We start from the raw sequence: 17259 nt of genomic DNA on the forward strand, positions 1-17259 counted from the left end.
GGCCCGTCGTCGCGTTCGCCCGCGATCGCGCTGGCGTCGCCCCGCAGGGCGGCGATCTTGCGGATCAGCGCGGCGGTCCGCTCGGAGCCGGGATCGCCCCGGGTCAGGGTCTCGCGGGCGAAGGCCCGGGTTTCCGCGAGGGCGTCGCCCAGGGCGTCGCGCACCGTCCGCCAGATGCTGGGCGAGCCGAGGGCGTCGTTGATGACGGTGATCGCCACGATGCCGAGGGTGATCGCCGCCACCCGGTCCACGGCCGCGTCGAAGGTGCTCTGCGGCGTGTCGATATGGGCGATGGCGATGATCGCCACGGTGTAGCCCGACAGCATGGCCCCGTAGGCCCGGGTGTCCTGCAGAAAGTGGGCGGTGAAAACGCACAGGCCGAGCCAGGTGGCGAAGGCGACGAGGAGCACCACCCGGTCCTGCGCGAACAAGGCCATCAGGACGATGGCCACGGCCGCCCCCACGAGGGTGCCGAGGAAGCGGTAGAGCGCCTTCGACAGGGCCTGCCCGCGCTTGGGCTGGGCCAGGATCGCCACGCAGACGGCCGCCGAGGAGGCGCTCGACAGCTGCAGCCAGAAGGCCGCGTAGAGGGCGAGGATCATGGCGAGCCAGATCCGCACGGCGAAGGCCCAGGCGGCGGGCTTCGGAACCACGCGCTCGATTGCGGCGAGGATCCGGTCCGGCATGCGGGGCGGGCTGTCGGCGAGGGCGCTCACCCGATGACCCCGCCGGGCATCGCGTCGGCGGCACGCGCCGCGACCCGGGCCTGCCACAGGCAGAGCAGCGGGCTGACGAGGAGTTCGACGGCCAGGGCGGCCAGCATCAGGAACGACGGCAATCCGGTCAGCGCCCAGCCGAGGAGGCGGGCGAGGCCGCCCAGCGCCACCACCAGAGTGAGGAAGCGGAACAGGGTGGTCTTGGTCTCGATGCCGGGCACGCAGGTCCAGAACAGGATGCCGATGCCCATGTGCAGGCCGGAGAGGTAGCGGAAGTGGCTGTCGGCGGAGACGTCGACGAGGCCGCCGCGTCCGATCCCGTTCAGCCCGAACAGCACGCCGTAGAGGCCGGAGGCCACCGGGACCAGGGCCATCACCGCCACCGCGCGCTGCAGCGCCTGCCGTTCCCGCATCGTCGCGTCCGTCCGGAATCCGCCTGTCAGGATCGGCAACCGGGACGGCCAGGCTTACGTTCCTTGGCGGTCCGCGAAAGGGGCCGCCCGGCCCCGCACACGATGTCGGCCGCCCGCGGACGCCCGCGCGCGGCCGGATCCCCTCAGGCCTTCATCTGCTTCAGGCGCTTGACGCACTTGCTGTAGTATTGGGGCCATTTCGGTCCCTGCGCGGCCTTCTCGGCGACTGAGAGGGCGCGCCACTCGGCGCCGCATTTCTTCTGGCGCTCGCGCGCGGCACTCTGGCCGACGCTGAGCTCCTTGGCGGGCTTTGCCGCCGCGGCCTGTGCGAGCGCACCGCCCGCGACGAACGGGCTTGTCAGAAGGAGGGGACTTGCCAGAAGCAGCAAGCCCGCGAACAAAGCACGGGTGTGACGCGAACGGAACGACAGCATGACGACCCCCGGGGACGCTTGGGCGCCGCCGTGCGGCGGGCCGGGCGCATCACAGCCACAACCCCGGGCGAGGGCAAGTGCCATCTGTACGGGTGTCGACGCGATCCACCGCTCGTGTCACGTGTTGTGGCGGTGGCACGGAGTCTGCAACCATCCGCTCGCGTTCCCGATTGTTTCGGCGGGTCGGGCGAGCCTGAACAGGGTCGGAAACATCAGCATGGCACACGCGCCGGGAAAACCCATCGACGTGCACACCTGGAGCACGCCGAATGGCTGGAAGATCCCGATCATGCTGGAGGAGTGCGGACTGCCCTATCGGGTGGTGCCGGTGAATATCGGCCGCGGCGACCAGATGGCGCCCGACTTCCTGAAAATCTCGCCGAACAACAAGATTCCCGCCATCGTCGACCCGGACGGCCCGGGGGGCGACCCCATCACGGTGTTCGAGTCCGGTGCGATCCTGCAATATCTCGGGCGCAAGACCGGCTGCCTCTACCCGGCCGACGAGCGCGCCCGGGTGGCGGTGGACGAGTGGCTGTTCTGGCAGGTCGGCGGCTTCGGGCCCATGCTCGGCCAGGTCCACCATTTCCGCATCTACGCGCAGGAGAAGATCCCCTACGCCATCGACCGGTTTACCGCGGAGGCCCAGCGCCTCTACGGCGTCCTCGACCGGCACCTCGCGGACCGCGATTTCGTGGCGGGCGACTTCTCCATCGCCGACATCGCGATCCTGCCCTGGGCCAAGTACCACGAGAAGCAGAGCATCGAGCTGGCCAGCGTGCCCCACGTGCGGGCCTGGCTCGACCGCGTCATGGCGCGGCCGGCCGTTCAGCGGGGATTCGCGGCGGTCTGAGCGGAGGCGTCACCCGATACGCGTCACGCCGCTGGCGTCACTCGGCCGGCGCCGCGAGCGCCTTCGCGGGGGCGGCCTTGGCGGCCTTCGGCGCGGGCCGGGGCGCGGGCGCCGACTCGGGCGTGGCAGCGGAGGCCTGCTGGTTCACGTCGGGCACCCGGGTCCAGGTCTGCGAGCCGCACAGGACCTTAAGGAGGCAGCCTGAGACCGACAGCTCGGAGCTGCTCTCTCGCTCCAGGCTGACCTGATACATCTTGCCCTCGTCGGCGTTGTAGATCTCGCCGGAGAACTTCGCCTCCTCGGGCTTCAGGTTGTCGATGAGGGTTAGGCCGAGCACGGGGCGGCCGCGCTTCTTTGGATCGGGATTCTTGATGTCCGTGCGCGGGGTCCCGTCCTCGTTGGTCGCGGTCTTGGCCCAGACCACCTTCCCGCAGATGTTGGCGGCACCCGGGCCGCAGCGGTCGATGCGGACCTTGGCGCGGCCGTCCCCGGTGAGCCAGGTCCCCGAGGGGTCCTGGGCCGGGGCGGCGAAGGCGGGGGCGAGGCCGGTGAGGATGAGGGCGGCGGTGAGGGCGACGCGCATGTCCAGGTCTCCGTGTGGCGTGGCTGCGGCGGGAGGCCGGCGGCCAGAGAGTCGGCAAGGGGATCGGCAAGCGACCCGGCGCGGGGGCAGGGCCGTGTTCGTCTGGCCACAGGAGGCGTCCGCATTCGGGCGAATTTCCGGCGCTGTTGCGCCAAAGCCATGGCAGCGGGAAAACCCGCGGCCGCGCTCCGGTTATCCCCCGCGTTCGCGCCTCGGGTTGAGGGCCGGGGGCCTGCCGGCTATAAGCCCGGCGCCGAAGCCATTTTCGGCTGAGCGATCACAACCGGACGGACCATGGCCACCGAGCGCACCTTCTCCATTCTCAAGCCCGACGCCACGAAGCGGAACCTGACCGGCGCGGTCAACGCCGTGATCGAGAAGGCGGGCCTGCGCATCGTCGGCCAGCGCCGCATCCAGATGAGCCGCGCCCAGGCCGAGACGTTCTACGAGATCCACAAGGAGCGTCCCTTCTTCGGCGAGCTCGTGGAGTTCATGACCTCCGGGCCGGTCGTCGTGCAGGTGCTCGAGGGCGAGAACGCCGTCGCCAAGTACCGCGAAGTGATGGGCGCCACCAACCCGGCCAACGCCGACGCGGGCACCATCCGCAAGACCTTCTCCGAGTCGGTCGGCGAGAACACCGTCCACGGCTCCGACAGCCTCGAGAACGCCAAGGCGGAAATCGCCCAGTTCTTCCAGGATTCCGACATCGTCGGCTGAATCCTTCGGGGTTCGGACACGGTCGACCAAACCGGCGCGCCGAAGCTTCCCGGAAGCTTCGGCGTTTGCCGTCCCAGTGTGGCCCCGGCGCCCTTGCGCGGCGGGGGCCCGGACGTGAAACCGGTTCGTTCCCGAATCGCTTTCACGGACCCATCATTCCATGCGCTCCATCGCCCCGCGCACCGGCCGGCTCCTGCTCGCCGCCGGCCTGCTCTCGCTCGTCGCCGCCTGCAACGCCAACAAGTCCGGCCCGACCGCGTCGCTCGAAGGCTACACTCCCGATCCGGCGCTGAAGACGGCCTCCACCAGCAACCTGACCGGCCGCGTGCGTCACGCCTGCACCGTCACCCAGGCCCGTCTGCAGAACGTCTCCGAGGTCTCCCTCGCCCGCCCCTGCGGCTGCTACGCGAACCAGACGTTGGCAAGCCTCGACAAGAGCGAGCTCGATGGCTACCGCAGCACCGGCTACTTCAACGATTCCGCCCGCGCCAAGGCCCTGAACGCTCTCGACAGCTGCAAGCTGCCGCGTCCGGCGTAAGGCTCCGTCCGTCCCGGACTGCCCCGGGAGGCGACGCGTCGGTGCCGGTTCAGTGCGGCGACGCGCTGTCGGGGGTCGGTGGGTCGCCGCGCTCGCCTGCGGCGGTCCGTGCGGCCCGGAGGAGATCCTCGGCGAGGCTCGGATCGTCCACCGCCCGTGCCAGCACGACGGCGCCCACGAGGGTCGACAACTTGGCGAGCGCGCGCTGGCGGCGGCGCTCCTTCGCACCCTGGGGCGAGAGCTCGGACAGCAGGCCCACGAGGTGTCGGACCCCATGGGTGAAGCGTCCCCGCAGGGGACTCCCCGCCGGCTCGCGGGCGACGTCGTTGGCCAGGGCGGCGAGGGGGCAGCCCATGCCGGGCGACTGGACGTGGCCCACGGACAGGTAGTTGGCGATGAGCATGTCCAGCGCGCCCCGCCGGTCCTCCCCGAGGGCCGCGTCGAACGCCTCGACCGCCAGCGCATCCTTGCTGGCGAACTGGCCGTAGAAGCCGCCATGCGTCAGGCCGGCCGAGGCCATGATGTCGGCCACCCCCACCCCGTGCAGGCCACGTTCCCGGAACAGGGCGGCGGCGACCGCGACGACCCTTTGGCGGTTGAGCTTGGCCTGCTCCTGCGAAACTCTCGGCATCTCCGGCTCTCCCGCTGCCTTCCCGGTCTTATATAGATGCGGGCCGTCATCGATACAGGTCCGCATCGGCCGGCCCGCCGAGGGGAACAGGGTACGGATCGGCAGACGGCCCGCGCGGTCTCGGGCAAGCCCGGCGCGATACGCTTATACCACCGCTGCCGGGATCTCGCCCCGCGCCTGCGTCAGGTTCCGGCCCCCTGCGGCGCCGTCTCGGTGGCGCCCCGCGCGTCGCGCGGCTGGCGCGCCACCCGGAACCAAAGGGCGTAGAGGGCGGGCAGGAACAGGAGGGTCAGCAGGGTGCCGACCCCGACGCCGCCGATGAGGACGTAGGCCAGCGCCCCCCAGAACACCGAGTGGGTGAGCGGGATGAAGGCCAGCATCGCCGCCGCCGCCGTGAGGATGACGGGACGGGCGCGCCGCACCGTGGATTCCACGATCGCGTCGTAATCCCCCAGGCCCGCCGCCTGGTCGTGGTGGATCTGGTCCACCAAAATCAGGGTGTTGCGCATCAGGATTCCCGACAGGGCGATCAGCCCGAGGATCGCGTTGAAGCCGAAGGGCTGGTGGAAGAGCAGCAGGGTCGGTGCTGCGCCCACCAGGCCCAGCGGGGCGGTGGCGAAGACCATGAACATGGTGGCGAACGAGCGGACCTGGATCATGATGACGGTGAGCGTCACGATCAGCATGATCGGGAACACCGCCACCAGGGACATCATCGCCTTCTCGCTCTCCTCCACGGCACCCGCGGTATCGATGCGGTAGCCCGGCGGGAGATTGGCCTTGATCGGCGCCAGGAGGGGAAACACCTGGGCATGGATGTCCGGCGGCTGCTTGCCGTCGAGCACGTCGCCCTGGACGCGGATGTAGGTCTCGCGGTTGTAGCGCTTGAGCACCGCGTCCTCGGTCCGGCTCTCCAGGCGCGCCACCTGCGAGACCGGCACCTGACGACCGTCCCTGGTCGTCAGCGTCAGGTCTCCGATCTCGCCCAGGGAGCGCCGCTCGGGGCCGGGGCTGCGCAGGACGACGTCGACGGAACGCAGGTTCTCGCGCACCTGGGTGGCGGGCGTGCCGTTGAGGTAGCTCTGCAGCTGCTGGCCGGCCTCCTTCGGGGTCAGGCCGATGAGGCGCAGACGTTCCTGGTCGAAGGCGAGGCGCAGGCTCGGGGTCTTGTCGCCCCAGTCGAGATGGACGAGGCGCATGTTGGCATTGGCCGCCATGACCTCCCGAACCTCGGCGGCGATGCCGCGGATAACGTCGAGGTCGGGCCCCACCACCCGGAAGGCGACGGGAAAGCGGATGGGTGGGCCGAACACGATCTGGAGCACCCGCACGCGGGCTTCCGGAAAGCGGCCGTCCTCCACGAGTCGGCGCAGCTTGCCCCTGAGGACGTCGCGCGCCTGCGCGTCGGCCGTCTGCACCACGATCTGTGCGAAGGCCGGATCGGGAAGCTCGGGATCGAAGGAGAGCACGAAGCGCGGCATACCCTGGCCGATGTAGCTCGTCATCGCGCCAGCTTCCGGCAGATCGCGCACCGCGGCCTCGATCCGCTTGACGCTGGCCTCCGTCGTGGCGAAGGCCGAGCCCGCCGGCAGCGTGACCTCGACGATGAGCTCGGGGCGTTCGGAATTCGGGAAGAACTGCTGTTCGACCTTGCCCATCGCCGCCAAGGCGAGGGCGAACAGCCCCACGGTGATGCCGGCGGCGAGCCATTTGTGGTCGACCGACATCCGCACGACGCGGCGCAGGCGCGCGTAGGTCTTCGTGGCGTAGATCGCCTCGTGTCCCCCCACGACGCGCTGGATGTTCGGCAGGAGCTTCACGCCGAGATAGGGCGTGAAGGTCACGGCCACGATCCAGGAGAGGATCAGCGAGAAGGCCACCACCCAGAAGATGTTGCCGGCGTACTCACCTGCCGTGGAGGCGGCAAAGCCCACGGGCAGGAAGCCCGCGATGGTCACCAGGGTGCCGGTGAGCATCGGCGCGGCCGTGGCGCTCCAGGCATGGGTCGCCGCCGCGATGCGGTCGGCGCCCTCCTCCATGCGCACCACCATCATCTCGATGGCGATGATGGCGTCGTCGACGAGGAGGCCGAGCGAGATGATGAGGGCGCCTAACGTGATGCGGTCGAAATCGCGGCCCGTGACCATCATCACGACGAACACCGCCGAGAGTGTGAGCGGCACGGCCAGCGCGACCACGATGCCGACCCGGAAGCCGAGTGCCACCAGGGAGACGAGGATCACCACGCCGAGGGCGGTGAAGAACTTGACCATGAACTCGTGGATGGCGTCGTCGATGACCTTGGCCTGATCGGTGATCTTGGTGAAGGCGATGCCCACCGGCGTCTCGTGGTGGATCGCCACCTCCTCGGCGTTGAGCGCCGCGCCGAGCGTCAGCCCGTTGAAGCCGGGCTTCATCACGAGGCCGAGCATCAGGGCCGGGTCGCCGTCGTTGCGGATCGCGAAGGTCCGGGGATCCTCGTAGCCGCGCCTGACCTCGGCGATGTCGCCGAGCTTGAGGCTGCGGTCGCCGGCGGCCACGGGAAGATTCCGGATGGCGTCGAGGCCGTCGATGGCCCCGTCGAGACGCACGTACACCCGCGGTCCCGCCGCCTCGACAAAGCCGGCCGGGGTGACGTCGTTCTGGTTAGCCAGCGCGGCCAGCAGCTGCTGGCCGGTGATGCCGAGGGTGGCGAGGCGCTGGTAGGAGATCTCCACGAAGATCTTCTGGGTCTGCTCACCCAGGATGTTGATCTTCTCCACGCCCGGCACCCGCAGCAGGCGCTGGCGCAGGTCCTCGGCGTGCAGCACGAGCTGGCGGTGTGGCAGACCCTTGGCCTGTACGGCGTAGAGGGCGAAGTAGATGTCCGAGAACTCGTCGTTGAAGAGCGGCCCCATCACGCCGCGCGGCAGGCTGGAGGCCTGGTCGGAGAGCTTCTTCCGGGCCTGGTAGAACTCCGACTGGAGCTTGGCCGGAGGCATCGCATCCTTGAAGATGACCTTCGTCACCATCAGGCCGGGGCGCACCGTGGTCTCCGCCCGGTCGTAGTAGACGAGCTCCTGCAGGCGCTTCTCGAGGGGGTCGGCGACCTGGCGCTGCATCTCTTCCGCCGTGGCGCCGGGCCAGGCGGCCGAGACCGTCATGACCTTGACGGTGAAGGCCGGGTCCTCCGCCCGCCCGAGCTTCTGGAAGGCGAAGAAGCCCGCCCCCGTCAGCGCGATCAGCAGGAACAGGGTGACGGCCCGCTCGCGGACGGCGAGCGCGGAGAGGTTGAGGCCGCTCATCGCACCACCCCGGTCCTGCTGGCGGGCGCCGGGCGCACCCGCTGGTCGGCCGTGAGGAGATGGGCACCGAGCGCCACGATCCGGTCGCCGGGGTTCAGACCGTCGACGATCTCGGCGCGCTCCTCGCCCAGGCGAGCGACCTGCACGATCTGCGGACGCACGGTCTCGGTGGCGGCATCGTAGCGCCAGACCGCTATGCCGTGCCCCTGGTCGAACAGGGCCGCGAGGGGCACCTCGACGCGCGGTACGCGGGCCGCCGCGGCATCAATGAGCTGAAGGGTGACGGTGGCGCCCAGTGGGGCGGCCTCGCCCCCGCCCGAGAGGATATAGCGCGCCCGGTAGGTCCGCGTCGCCGGATCGGCGGTGGCGGAGAGTTCGCGCAGGCGCGCCGGGTACGTCGCCGCGCCCTCGGCGTAGAGGGTGGCGGAGGCCTCTCCCTCGGCAGCGCGCCGGCTGCCCTCGGGCAGGAACACCTCCGCCTCGCGCGCCCCGTCGCGGGCGAGCTTGACCACGGTCTGGCCGGCCGCGACCACCTGGCCGGGCTCGGAGGGCACCTCCATGACGACGCCGTCGGCATCGGCCTGGAGTTCGGCATAGCCCGCCTGGTTCTGGATCTGACTGGCCTGGGCCTCGGCAAGAGCGAGCTGGGCGATGGCGGCGTCGGCCGCGCCCTTGTTCTGGTCGTAGGTCTGCCGGGAGGTCCAGCCGTCGGCCACCAGCCTGCGGCTGCGCTCCTCGTCCGCCTTGGCCTTGATCATTTGGGCCCGGGCCGCCTCGGCAGAGGCGCGGGCGGCGTCGAGGGCGAGGGTGAAGTCGGTGCGGTCGAGGCGCATCAGGGGCTGCCCGCGACGCACCCGGTCGCCCGGGTCGACGAGGCGCTCGAAGATCTTGCCGCCGACCCGGAAGCCCAGGTTGCTCTCGGTCCGGGCCCGGATCACCCCGGTGTAGCGCGCGACCGCGCCGGAACCGCGGACGACCTCGGCCACCTGAACGAGGGGCGGTTCCGGGCTCACCGCCGTCTCCGCCGGCGAGCAGGCGCCGAGGGCGAGGGACGCGAGACCGGGTGCGAACCACTTCTGCATGACGCATCCTCCGCAGCCGGACCATCCGCCGCTTTAAGATTATGCTTATAATCTATTTTAGCGGATGGAACAGGTCAACGCTGCCTTGGCAACCCGCGTGCGGGGGGACACCCAGGGAGGTCGACACCGGTAGAAGTGGGCACCGCACGAAAACCTTGGGGCGACCGGATCGGCCGACGTGCCGCCCGTACCCCTAGCGCCCGGTTGCCGGCTCCGAACCGGACCGCACGACCAGCGAGGCCAGAAGCACCGCCATGAAGAAGAGGAAGTACTGGTTCACCGACAATTCCTCGAACATCATCGAGGGCACGAGGAACAGGGCCGTGTAGGCGACGAAGGGACCGGCGGCGGCGGGTGCGCGGGCGATGCGCACGAGGGCGGCGAGGAGGAGCAGCGCCGTCGCGATGCCGCTCTGGAGCGCCAGGGAGATGAAGCCGTTATGCGGCGTCACCAGCCCGGTGAGGGCGCGGAGTTCTTCGCGCCGCGTGGTCTCGCCGACACCGAACGGGTATTCCGCCACGAGTTGCAGGGCGGTGAAGCCGGAAATGAAGCGCTCGTCGGCATTGCCCGAGACGTTGCCGTCGCCCGCAAAGCGCGTCTCGATGGACTGCGCCAACTTCTGGGGCAGGGGGATCTCGCCGGTCATCGAGAAGCCGATGAGCAGGATCCCGAGCACCCCGAGGACGGGCAGCACCACCTGCAGCCGGATGCTCCGGCGCATCAGCACCAGCAGGATCAGCACCGGCATGAACAGCCCGGAGCGGTTGTTGGTCAGGGGAAAGCTCGCCAGCAGAGCCGCGAAATAGGCAAGGTAGATCAGGTTCAAGCGGTAGCGCAGGCTCAGCAGCAGGGCCGCCGCCCCGCCGAGGGCGAAGACGTGGCCGGTCTCGTTGCCGGAAGCCCAGAGGCCGCCCTGCTTGTCCTCGACGAAGAGCTTGAGTTCCTCGTCCAGGCCATCGGTCGGGACGCCGAGGCCGAAGCGGTCCAGCGGCAAACCGGAGGACGAGAGCAGCAGGACGACCAGCGAGCCGCCGAGGCCCGCGAGAAGGCCCCAGCAGAAGGCGTTCTCCAGGCTCCGGTCGCGGAACATCACAAGCAGGATCATCGCCAGGACGAAGTAGAGCAGCAGGACGAGGGTCAGGTAGACGTCGCCGGCCTGGATCTCGGCCTTCAGCACCAGCGAGAGGGCGATCAGGATTCCGACGGCCCCCATCGGGACAGCCTGGCGCAGCCCCTCGGCGATCACGGCGCGGCGCAGGCCGAACCAGGGGATCAGCAGGAAGGGCAGGAGGTCCGACAGGCGCTGGAAGGGAAGCCCGAAGCTCGAGGTCAGGACGTTGAGCTGCAGGGCGACCCCGAGCAGGAACACGGCCGCACGGTCGGCCATGATCGGCACCGCCCGCATCCGCCGCATCCCGGCCGCCATCGGCCCCGCTGGTCCCGTCATCGCTCCGGCCCCCGAGAAGACGCCGCGTGCCCGGCCCGGGCATGCCTCCGCCCGCGCGTGCACTCTGGCGCGCAAAGGTTTGCGAAGCGTGCAGGTGCCGGGAGGCCGGTGGCTCAGCCGCCGCGGCGGACGAAGAACCCGAGCGCCGCGCGGACGGTGGGACGCAGGAAGACAAGGGCGAGGGTGCCATAGGCCATCATGCCCAGGGTCACGCAGGCGACGAGGCCGAGTCGGTCGCCGAGGGCCGCGTTGATGGGCTCCTGCACTAGCAAGACCAGGGCCGCCATGGCGCCGGCGCAGGCCGTGGCGGGCAGCAGCACCCCGACGAGGCCCCCGTTGCTCACCGGCACGAAGCGCCCGGCCCGCGCGACGATCAGGGGTGAGAACAGGTAGGCCCGGACCACGTGGCCGATGACGAGGGCCGACAGGCCGAACGGTCCGGTGAGGATCGCCGTCACGGCCCCGATCCCGAACTGGGCGCCGGCGAGCTTCAGGGCGGTGCCGCTGCGGCCCAGCGCCGTGAAGATCATCCACAGCATGGAGGTCACGACGAATTCCGGCGCGAGCAGCGCCAGGATGCGCAGGACCGGCGCCGCGTCGTGCCACTGTTCGCCGAACAGGAACGGGATCACCGTCGGGGCCACTGCCGCCATACCGAAGAAGGCCGGCAGCGCCAGGAAGGCGGAGGTCCGGGTGAAGTCGTGGAAGGCGGCGGCGAGGTCGGCCGGTCGGTCCTGCAGGCGGGCATAGGTGGTCAGCGCGACCGCCGAGAACGGGATCACCGCGACCTGGCTCACGAGGTCGATGCAGCGCCAGGCGAGGCGCAGGTGGCCGACATCGGCGGTGGACAGGAAATAGGCGGCGATCACCTCCTGGCTGCGGATCGAGAAGACCAGCAGCAGATTCGTGGAGAAGACCCGGGAGCCGAAAGCGATCTGGCGCCGGGCCGCCGCGAGATCCAGGCGCCGGGCCGGGACCCAGGGCATCGCCGCCCAGGTCAGGAGCGTGGTCGCGCCGGTGGCGACGAGGCGCTGGACCACGAGGCTCCAGACCCCGTAATCCGCGAGCGCCAGGGCCAGAGCGGCGGCGCCCCCGAGGAGGTTCGCGCCGAGCGCCCGGAGGGCAAGCTTGCGGAAGCCGAAGCTGCGCTGGAGCCGCGCCTCGTGGATCGCGCCCAGGGCCGAGATCACGAAGCAGGCGGAGAGCGCGCAGAGGGCGGGCCGCAGCTCGGGCAGGTCGAGCAGCCAGGCGATCGGCCAGGACAGGGCGACGAGGGCCGCCGCGTAGACGACGCTGGAGGCCAGGGTGACCCAGAAGGCGGTAGCGGCGAAGGCCTCGTCGAGATCGGCCCGCTGGACCACCGCGTCGGGCAGGCCGCCGCGGGCGACGATCTGCAGGATGTCGATGAACACGGCGGCGACGGCGACGAGCCCGAACTGGGCGGGCTCGATCAGCCGGGCCAGGACCAGGAATACCCCGAAGCTGAGGACGACGTTGCCGACGGAGGCCAGCGCCACCCAGCGGGCCGCCGCGAAGGAGCGGCCGGAGACGTCCGGCTCGTCGGTGACCCCGAGGGCGGCCGGGGCGGTGGCGGCCTGCCCCGGAAGCAGTGCGGTGGCGCTCACGCGCGGTCGGCCCGGCGCTCGTCCACAAGCTCGGCGTAGAGATCGAGATACTTCTCCGCCACGCGCTCGGAGGTCGATTCCCGGATGACGTGCTGGAAGCTGCGCTCGTCCGGCAGACCGACGCGGCCGCGGGCGATCACGGCCCGGATTCGGTCGGCGAGCTCGGCCTCGTTGCCCGGCGTGAACAGCCATTCGGCGTTGTTCTCGCCGATCAGCTCGGGGATGCCGCCCGAGGCCGCGCCGATCACCGGCACGCCCATGACGTAGGCCTCGTAGATCGTCCGCGGCGAGGGCTCGGCCCAGAACGAGGGCACGATGAGCACGTCGATCTCGCTGAGGAAGTCGGCGGGCTTGGCCCAGCCCACGAACTCGATCGGCAGCCCCTCGGCCTGCGCCGTGAAGCGGTCGATCGAGTCGTCCATCGCTTGGCCGGCCACGAGGCAGCGCCAGTCGCCGGGGCCCACCGCGCGGAATGCGTCGACGAGGGTGCCGACGCCCTTCTCGACGTTGATGCGGCCGAGATAGCCGAAGGTCATCGGCCGACCGGTGCGGTCGATCCGCCGCCGCGCCTCTGGGTCGCCGTCCGGCACCGTGCAGGAATAGTAGATGACCCGGCGGCGCTCCGGCGCGAGGTGGCGGAACAGGCCGTGCGTCACGTGGGTCTTCAGGATTTCGGTTCCGACGCTGACCACGGCGCCCACCGCCCGGTTGGTGATCTGCTTGGTGGCGTTCACCACCTTGCAGCCGAGGTGCCAGTGCGTACAGGGCTTGCCGTGCCGGAACATCGCGGCATTGCCGCAGATCAGGTCGTACTCGCAGACCGTGTGGACGATCGGAATGCCGCGCTTGGCCGCCTCCCGCCAGACCAGGGTGGAGACGTCGAGAAGCGAGTGGGTGTTGACGATGTCGGGCCGGAAATCGTCGAGGACGCGGCCGAACTCCGCGGCGATGGCGAAGTTCCACTGCTGCTTCAGCTTGGCCCAGGTGCGGCCGACCCGCGTCGCCTTCGGCCAGTCCTCCAGCCAGAAATCGTTGTTGTGGGCCATGCGGTAGACGGTGACGCCGTTGCGCACGATCTTGGGCTCGGCCTCCCGGGCGATGCAGGCCGCCGCCACCGTGTGGCCGGCCGTCACCAGCTCCTCGGCGAGATGCTCCACCGACCGCTCGGCGCCGCCAACGATGTAGGGCGGGTAGAGCGCGCTGAGATGTAGGATGCGCAGCGGCCCGGTGGCGGCGATCCGTGCGGCACTCTCCGCGCCGCGCACCGCGAGCGCCGGGGCGGCGGACGGGGCCAGCTGGGCGCGGGTGAGGCCCGGGGCCGTCATCGCGGCGGTGGCCATCTCGGACGCGGTCATCATGGAAGCGGTCATGGGCGACACTCGTCGAGACGCGGGGGCTCGGAGAAGGCCACCGGCGGGAGAGGATGGGGGGAGGTCGCGACGCCAGCGCGAACGGCGGCGTAGAACTCGAGATAGGCGCCGGCGACGACGTCGGGGTCGGTGCCCGAGCGAACGGCTTCGGCGCGGGACAGGCCCTCGGGAAGGCGCTCCGGCGCCGCCACGACCCGCGCCATCGCGGTGGCCAGGGCGGACGCATCGCCGGGAGGGACGAGCCAGGGGCCGGCGCCGACCTGCTCGCCGATCCCGCCCACGGCGGTTCCGATCACCGGCACGGCGCGACCATAGGCTTCCGCCACCGTCCGGCCGAACGCCTCCGGCCAGACCGGCGGGACGACGAGACAGTCGATGGTGTCGAGGAAGGCATCCTTCTCGGCATACCCGACAAACGTTACCGGCAACCCCTCGGCCAGGGCGCGGTATCGCGCGAGCCCATCCGCAGCCCGGCCGGCGACGACGAGGCGCCACCCCTCGGGCGGCAGGTGGCGGCAGGCCGCCAGCAACACGTCGGTGCCCTTCGAGGCCTCGATGCGGCCGAGGGAGCCGAAGACGACCGGATCGCCGGGCCTGCGCGGCGGACGAGCGGAGGGGCCACCGGAGGCGATCGGGTTCCAGATCACTCGGCGAAGCGAGTCGGGAATCTCCGCGAAGAACCCGGCCGCCAGGTGCCTGTCCAGGATGTCGGTGCCGACCGCCGCGACGGCGGAGACCGCGCGCTGGCAGCGGCGGTGCGGCTCGGCGTAGAGCCGACACTTCAAATGCTGGCCGGCGCAGGCGCGTCCGTGCTTCGCCATCGCGCCGTTGGTGCACAGGCTGGTGAAGTCGTGAAGCGTGTGGACAACCGGAATATGGAGGCGCCGGAGCATCGGCCAGACGGCCGGGGTGATCTCCGAGATCGAGTGGGTGTTGACGACATCGGGGGCGAAGGCGCGGACCGCCGCCTCCATCCGGATCACCGTCTTCCGGTTCCACTGCGTGGCGAGCTTGTAGCGGAGGCGGTCGAGGCGTCCGTGCTGCGGCCAGTCGAGGCTGTGGAAGGGCGTGCCATGGCCGGTCCGGTAGACGGTGACCCCGTCCTGGAGGGTCGGCGCCTCCACCCGGCGCGAGGCGCAGGCCACCGCCACGGCATGGCCGAGGCCGGCCTGGGTCCGGGCCAGGGTCTCCACCATCAGTTCGGCGCCGCCGACCTGCTCGGGGGCGTAGAGGGAGCTAAGGTGCAGGATGCGCATCCGAGGCCTCCCCGGCGGACATTGGGCGGGCGGCGTCCCGCAAGGCCTCGAGCAGCACGCCCTCGTAGCGCCGGGCGGTCTCGGCCCAGTCGTAGCGTCGGGCATTGGCGTGGCCCCGCGCGATCAGGTCGGCGCGCAGGTCGGGCTCGTGCAGGAGGCGGCGCAGGGCCGCGGCGAGCGCAGCGGGATCGGCGGGATCGAAGGTGAGCGCACCATTCCCGGCGATCTCGGGCGTCGCCGAGCGGTCCGAGCACAACACCGGGCAGCCCAGGGTCTGCGCCTCCAGCACCGGCAGGCAGAATCCTTCGGCAAAGGAGGGTACGCACAGGCACAGGGCGTCCCGGTAGAGAGCGGCGAGGCGATCCTCGCCGATGCGCGACAGGCGCGTCAGCCGCACCGGCGCCCCCGCCAGGGCCGCCGCGATGGTCTCTTGCGCGTCCTCGCCGACATGGACGATGGCAAGGTCGGGATGGGTTTGGGAGAGCGCCGCGGCCGCCTGCGCCAGGGCGGCGAAGTTCTTGTTGTGGGTGGCGTTGCCCACCGCCAGAACGTAGGCGCCCCGCGCGGTTTCGGGCGCGATCCCGCCCGACGCCGACGCATCGAGCATGGCCGCCGAGGGCACGCTCCGGACGCGCTCGCGCAGGGAGGGGTAGAACTGCCCGAGGCTGTCCCGGGTGGTGTCCGAGACTGCGATCACCCGGGCGCTGTTGCCGAGGACCAGCCGGAAGATCAGGTCCGTCGTGAGCGCCTCGCGCCACCCGGTGCAGTCCGGGATGGTTCGGAAGTAGAGGTCGTGCACGACGGTGACGCGGGCCCGGCCGCCGAAGGCCGCACCGTAGGGATCGGCGTTCAAGACCAGGTCGATCCCTTCCGCCCGGCACAGGGCCGGGACGGTGACGGCCTGGCGCAGGACGTCGAGGATCATCAGGCGCGGGCGCGGCACGGTCACGACCGCGACCCGGTCGCGAATCGCCTCGGGCAGCTGCGCGCGGGTCCAGGGCGAGCGCAAGACGACGGTGACGGTGCCCCGGTCGAGCAGCCCGGCGATCACCCGGAAGGCAACCAACGCCACGCCGGACGGGCGGCCGCCATGCTGGCTCGGCATGTTGACGAGGACGCGGGTCATCGTGGCTCGGCGGCTCCGGATGGGGGGATTGTCCGTCAGCGTCACGGGCGAGCGGCGGCCTGGCGGATCAGGTCGGCGAGGTCGTCCTGCATCCGGGTGGCGCCGTAGCGGGCGAGGGCCCGCTCGCGAGCCAGGCGAGTGCGCTCCGCGAAGGCCTCCGGGCGATCCAGGATCTCGGCGAGGGCGGCGGCGATGCGGTCGGGGCGACGGGGCGGTACGAGGGTGCCGAGGGCGCCGCCGTCGAGGATCTCGCTGGAAGCGCCGGCATCGGTGGCGACCACTGGCACGCCGGCCAGCATCGCCTCGACGAGGGTCCGGCCGAACGGCTCGGGGTCCACGGAGGGATGAACCACCGCATCGACGGCCTGCATCAGGCGAGGCACGTCGCTGCGCTGGCCCAGGAACAGGACCCGGTCGGCGACGCCGCGGGCCGCCGCGAGGTCGCGCAGGCCCGCCGCGTAGCCATCCTCGCCGAACAGGGCAGAGCCCACCACCAGACAGCGCAGGCCCGGCATCTCAGCCAGCGCCTCGATCACGACGTCCTGCCCTTTCCAGGGTGCGAGACGGCTGAACACGCCGACGAGGGGCCCGGCGGGCAGGCCGAGCTCCGTGCGCAGTTCGGCCACGGGGCGCGGGTCGAGGATCAGGTCGAGGCCGTTCGGCACCACCGTCACCCGGTCCCGGCGTCCGCCCGCCTGCACGAACGCCTCGGCCGCGGCCCGCGAGGGGACGATGACGCACGCCGCGCAGGCATTGGCGAGCCGGGCCTGCACGATCCGCTGCGCCGGGCCGAAATGGGCGCCGTCGAGGATGTCGTGCAGGTGCCAGACCAGGGGGCGGCCGACGAGACGGGCCGGCAGGGCCGCGAGCAGGAAGGCCTTCTGCGAATTGGCATAGACCACGTCGCAGCCGCGCGCGGCCCGGGCGAGGTCCCGCGCCAAACGGGCGAGGCTGCCGAGCACCGGAAGGGCGCGCCAGGGGGAGACGTCCCGGCGCAGGCCGGAGAGGTCGGCGCCCGGCGCTGCGAGCCGGATCGTCAGACCGGCCTCTCGCAGGGCGTCGGCGAGGGGGCCGCCCTCGAACAGGAAGGCCTGGGAGCCGGGCCAGGCCCGCACGACGTCCCGCAGAACGAGCTCGGCGCCGGACATGGTGCCGGTGTGGCTGACGAACAGCACCCGGGGCTG

At 71.1% G+C, this 17259-nt stretch carries 16 protein-coding genes; 3 read left to right on the forward strand and 13 right to left on the reverse strand.

The genetic code is table 11. The features are described 5' to 3' along the window. The 3 genes from ASF18_RS24580 to ASF18_RS06070 all read right to left on the reverse strand — a co-directional run. On the reverse strand, positions 1 to 716 hold a 716-nt coding region (locus tag ASF18_RS24580; protein ID WP_244472594.1), incomplete at its 3' end, for an FUSC family protein. Then, the gene (locus ASF18_RS06065) at positions 713 to 1129 is read right to left on the reverse strand and encodes a DUF4345 domain-containing protein (RefSeq protein ID WP_056350275.1); all 417 of its coding nucleotides are present in this window, start codon (positions 1127 to 1129) and stop codon (positions 713 to 715) included. The genes ASF18_RS06065 and ASF18_RS24580, both read right to left, overlap by 4 nt. A gap of 143 nt (positions 1130 to 1272) precedes the next feature. Continuing rightward, positions 1273 to 1530 (reverse strand): hypothetical protein, encoded by a 258-nt coding sequence (locus ASF18_RS06070; RefSeq protein WP_056350277.1) that lies wholly within the window; start codon positions 1528 to 1530, stop codon positions 1273 to 1275. Between the two features lie 250 nt (positions 1531 to 1780). Between ASF18_RS06070 and ASF18_RS06075 the strand changes: the two genes are divergently transcribed. Further along, complete coding sequence (locus tag ASF18_RS06075) at positions 1781 to 2416, forward strand: glutathione binding-like protein (protein WP_056221562.1); 636 nt, start codon at positions 1781 to 1783, stop codon at positions 2414 to 2416. Between the two features lie 37 nt (positions 2417 to 2453). Here the strand turns inward: ASF18_RS06075 and ASF18_RS06080 are convergent, their stop codons facing one another. Continuing rightward, complete coding sequence (locus tag ASF18_RS06080) at positions 2454 to 2999, reverse strand: DUF2147 domain-containing protein (protein WP_056350187.1); 546 nt, start codon at positions 2997 to 2999, stop codon at positions 2454 to 2456. A gap of 294 nt (positions 3000 to 3293) precedes the next feature. Between ASF18_RS06080 and ndk the strand changes: the two genes are divergently transcribed. Continuing rightward, positions 3294 to 3716 (forward strand): nucleoside-diphosphate kinase, encoded by a 423-nt coding sequence (gene ndk / locus ASF18_RS06085; RefSeq protein ID WP_056221568.1) that lies wholly within the window; start codon positions 3294 to 3296, stop codon positions 3714 to 3716. 160 nt (positions 3717 to 3876) lie between these two features. Then, positions 3877 to 4254 (forward strand): hypothetical protein, encoded by a 378-nt coding sequence (locus ASF18_RS06090; protein ID WP_056221571.1) that lies wholly within the window; start codon positions 3877 to 3879, stop codon positions 4252 to 4254. Between the two features lie 49 nt (positions 4255 to 4303). Here ASF18_RS06090 and ASF18_RS06095 read toward each other — a convergent pair whose 3' ends face one another. The 9 genes from ASF18_RS06095 to ASF18_RS06135 all read right to left on the reverse strand — a co-directional run bounded on the left by ASF18_RS06095 (position 4304) and on the right by ASF18_RS06135 (position 17223). Continuing rightward, the gene (locus tag ASF18_RS06095; RefSeq protein WP_056221574.1) at positions 4304 to 4885 is read right to left on the reverse strand and encodes a TetR/AcrR family transcriptional regulator; all 582 of its coding nucleotides are present in this window, start codon (positions 4883 to 4885) and stop codon (positions 4304 to 4306) included. 182 nt (positions 4886 to 5067) lie between these two features. Continuing rightward, positions 5068 to 8169, reverse strand: coding sequence for an efflux RND transporter permease subunit (locus ASF18_RS06100; protein WP_056350190.1), 3102 nt, complete (start codon positions 8167 to 8169; stop codon positions 5068 to 5070). Continuing rightward, positions 8166 to 9251 carry an efflux RND transporter periplasmic adaptor subunit gene (locus ASF18_RS06105; protein WP_056350191.1) on the reverse strand — a complete coding sequence of 362 codons (1086 nt, stop codon included), beginning with the start codon at positions 9249 to 9251 and terminating at the stop codon, positions 8166 to 8168. The genes ASF18_RS06100 and ASF18_RS06105 overlap by 4 nt, the downstream gene beginning before the upstream one ends. A 193-nt stretch (positions 9252 to 9444) precedes the next feature. Further along, entirely contained in the window at positions 9445 to 10698 is a 1254-nt protein-coding gene (locus ASF18_RS06110; RefSeq protein WP_056350193.1) for an O-antigen ligase family protein, read from the reverse strand. 113 nt (positions 10699 to 10811) lie between these two features. Next, entirely contained in the window at positions 10812 to 12323 is a 1512-nt protein-coding gene (locus ASF18_RS06115) for a lipopolysaccharide biosynthesis protein (protein WP_056350195.1), read from the reverse strand. Next, positions 12320 to 13693 carry a glycosyltransferase family 4 protein gene (locus ASF18_RS06120; RefSeq protein WP_244472595.1) on the reverse strand — a complete coding sequence of 458 codons (1374 nt, stop codon included), beginning with the start codon at positions 13691 to 13693 and terminating at the stop codon, positions 12320 to 12322. The genes ASF18_RS06115 and ASF18_RS06120 overlap by 4 nt, the downstream gene beginning before the upstream one ends. Then, positions 13690 to 14949 carry a glycosyltransferase family 4 protein gene (locus ASF18_RS06125; RefSeq protein ID WP_056350197.1) on the reverse strand — a complete coding sequence of 420 codons (1260 nt, stop codon included), beginning with the start codon at positions 14947 to 14949 and terminating at the stop codon, positions 13690 to 13692. The genes ASF18_RS06120 and ASF18_RS06125 overlap by 4 nt, the downstream gene beginning before the upstream one ends. Then, positions 14930 to 16075 carry a glycosyltransferase family 1 protein gene (locus ASF18_RS06130; protein WP_056350199.1) on the reverse strand — a complete coding sequence of 382 codons (1146 nt, stop codon included), beginning with the start codon at positions 16073 to 16075 and terminating at the stop codon, positions 14930 to 14932. Before ASF18_RS06130 ends, ASF18_RS06125 begins: the two co-directional genes overlap by 20 nt. A gap of 41 nt (positions 16076 to 16116) precedes the next feature. Continuing rightward, positions 16117 to 17223 carry a glycosyltransferase family 4 protein gene (locus tag ASF18_RS06135; RefSeq protein WP_056350279.1) on the reverse strand — a complete coding sequence of 369 codons (1107 nt, stop codon included), beginning with the start codon at positions 17221 to 17223 and terminating at the stop codon, positions 16117 to 16119. Positions 17224 to 17259 lie beyond the last annotated feature (36 nt).

The sequence above is a fragment of the Methylobacterium sp. Leaf89 genome, from assembly GCF_001422215.1.
Lineage (GTDB): Bacteria > Pseudomonadota > Alphaproteobacteria > Rhizobiales > Beijerinckiaceae > Methylobacterium.

Bases quoted from the DNA above. Each gene is read 5' to 3' on its own strand.
- ASF18_RS06065 (WP_056350275.1), bottom strand. From the start codon at position 1,129: ATGCGGGAACGGCAGGCGCTGCAGCGCGCGGTGGCGGTGATGGCCCTG.
- ASF18_RS06075 (WP_056221562.1), top strand. From the start codon at position 1,781: ATGGCACACGCGCCGGGAAAACCCATCGACGTGCACACCTGGAGCACG.
- ASF18_RS06080 (WP_056350187.1), bottom strand. From the start codon at position 2,999: ATGCGCGTCGCCCTCACCGCCGCCCTCATCCTCACCGGCCTCGCCCCC.
- ndk (WP_056221568.1), top strand. From the start codon at position 3,294: ATGGCCACCGAGCGCACCTTCTCCATTCTCAAGCCCGACGCCACGAAG.
- ASF18_RS06090 (WP_056221571.1), top strand. From the start codon at position 3,877: ATGCGCTCCATCGCCCCGCGCACCGGCCGGCTCCTGCTCGCCGCCGGC.
- ASF18_RS06095 (WP_056221574.1), bottom strand. From the start codon at position 4,885: ATGCCGAGAGTTTCGCAGGAGCAGGCCAAGCTCAACCGCCAAAGGGTC.
- ASF18_RS06100 (WP_056350190.1), bottom strand. From the start codon at position 8,169: ATGAGCGGCCTCAACCTCTCCGCGCTCGCCGTCCGCGAGCGGGCCGTC.
- ASF18_RS06105 (WP_056350191.1), bottom strand. From the start codon at position 9,251: ATGCAGAAGTGGTTCGCACCCGGTCTCGCGTCCCTCGCCCTCGGCGCC.
- ASF18_RS06110 (WP_056350193.1), bottom strand. From the start codon at position 10,698: ATGACGGGACCAGCGGGGCCGATGGCGGCCGGGATGCGGCGGATGCGG.
- ASF18_RS06120 (WP_244472595.1), bottom strand. From the start codon at position 13,693: ATGACCGCTTCCATGATGACCGCGTCCGAGATGGCCACCGCCGCGATG.
- ASF18_RS06125 (WP_056350197.1), bottom strand. From the start codon at position 14,949: ATGCGCATCCTGCACCTTAGCTCCCTCTACGCCCCCGAGCAGGTCGGC.
- ASF18_RS06130 (WP_056350199.1), bottom strand. From the start codon at position 16,075: ATGACCCGCGTCCTCGTCAACATGCCGAGCCAGCATGGCGGCCGCCCG.
- ASF18_RS06135 (WP_056350279.1), bottom strand. From the start codon at position 17,223: ATGTCCGGCGCCGAGCTCGTTCTGCGGGACGTCGTGCGGGCCTGGCCC.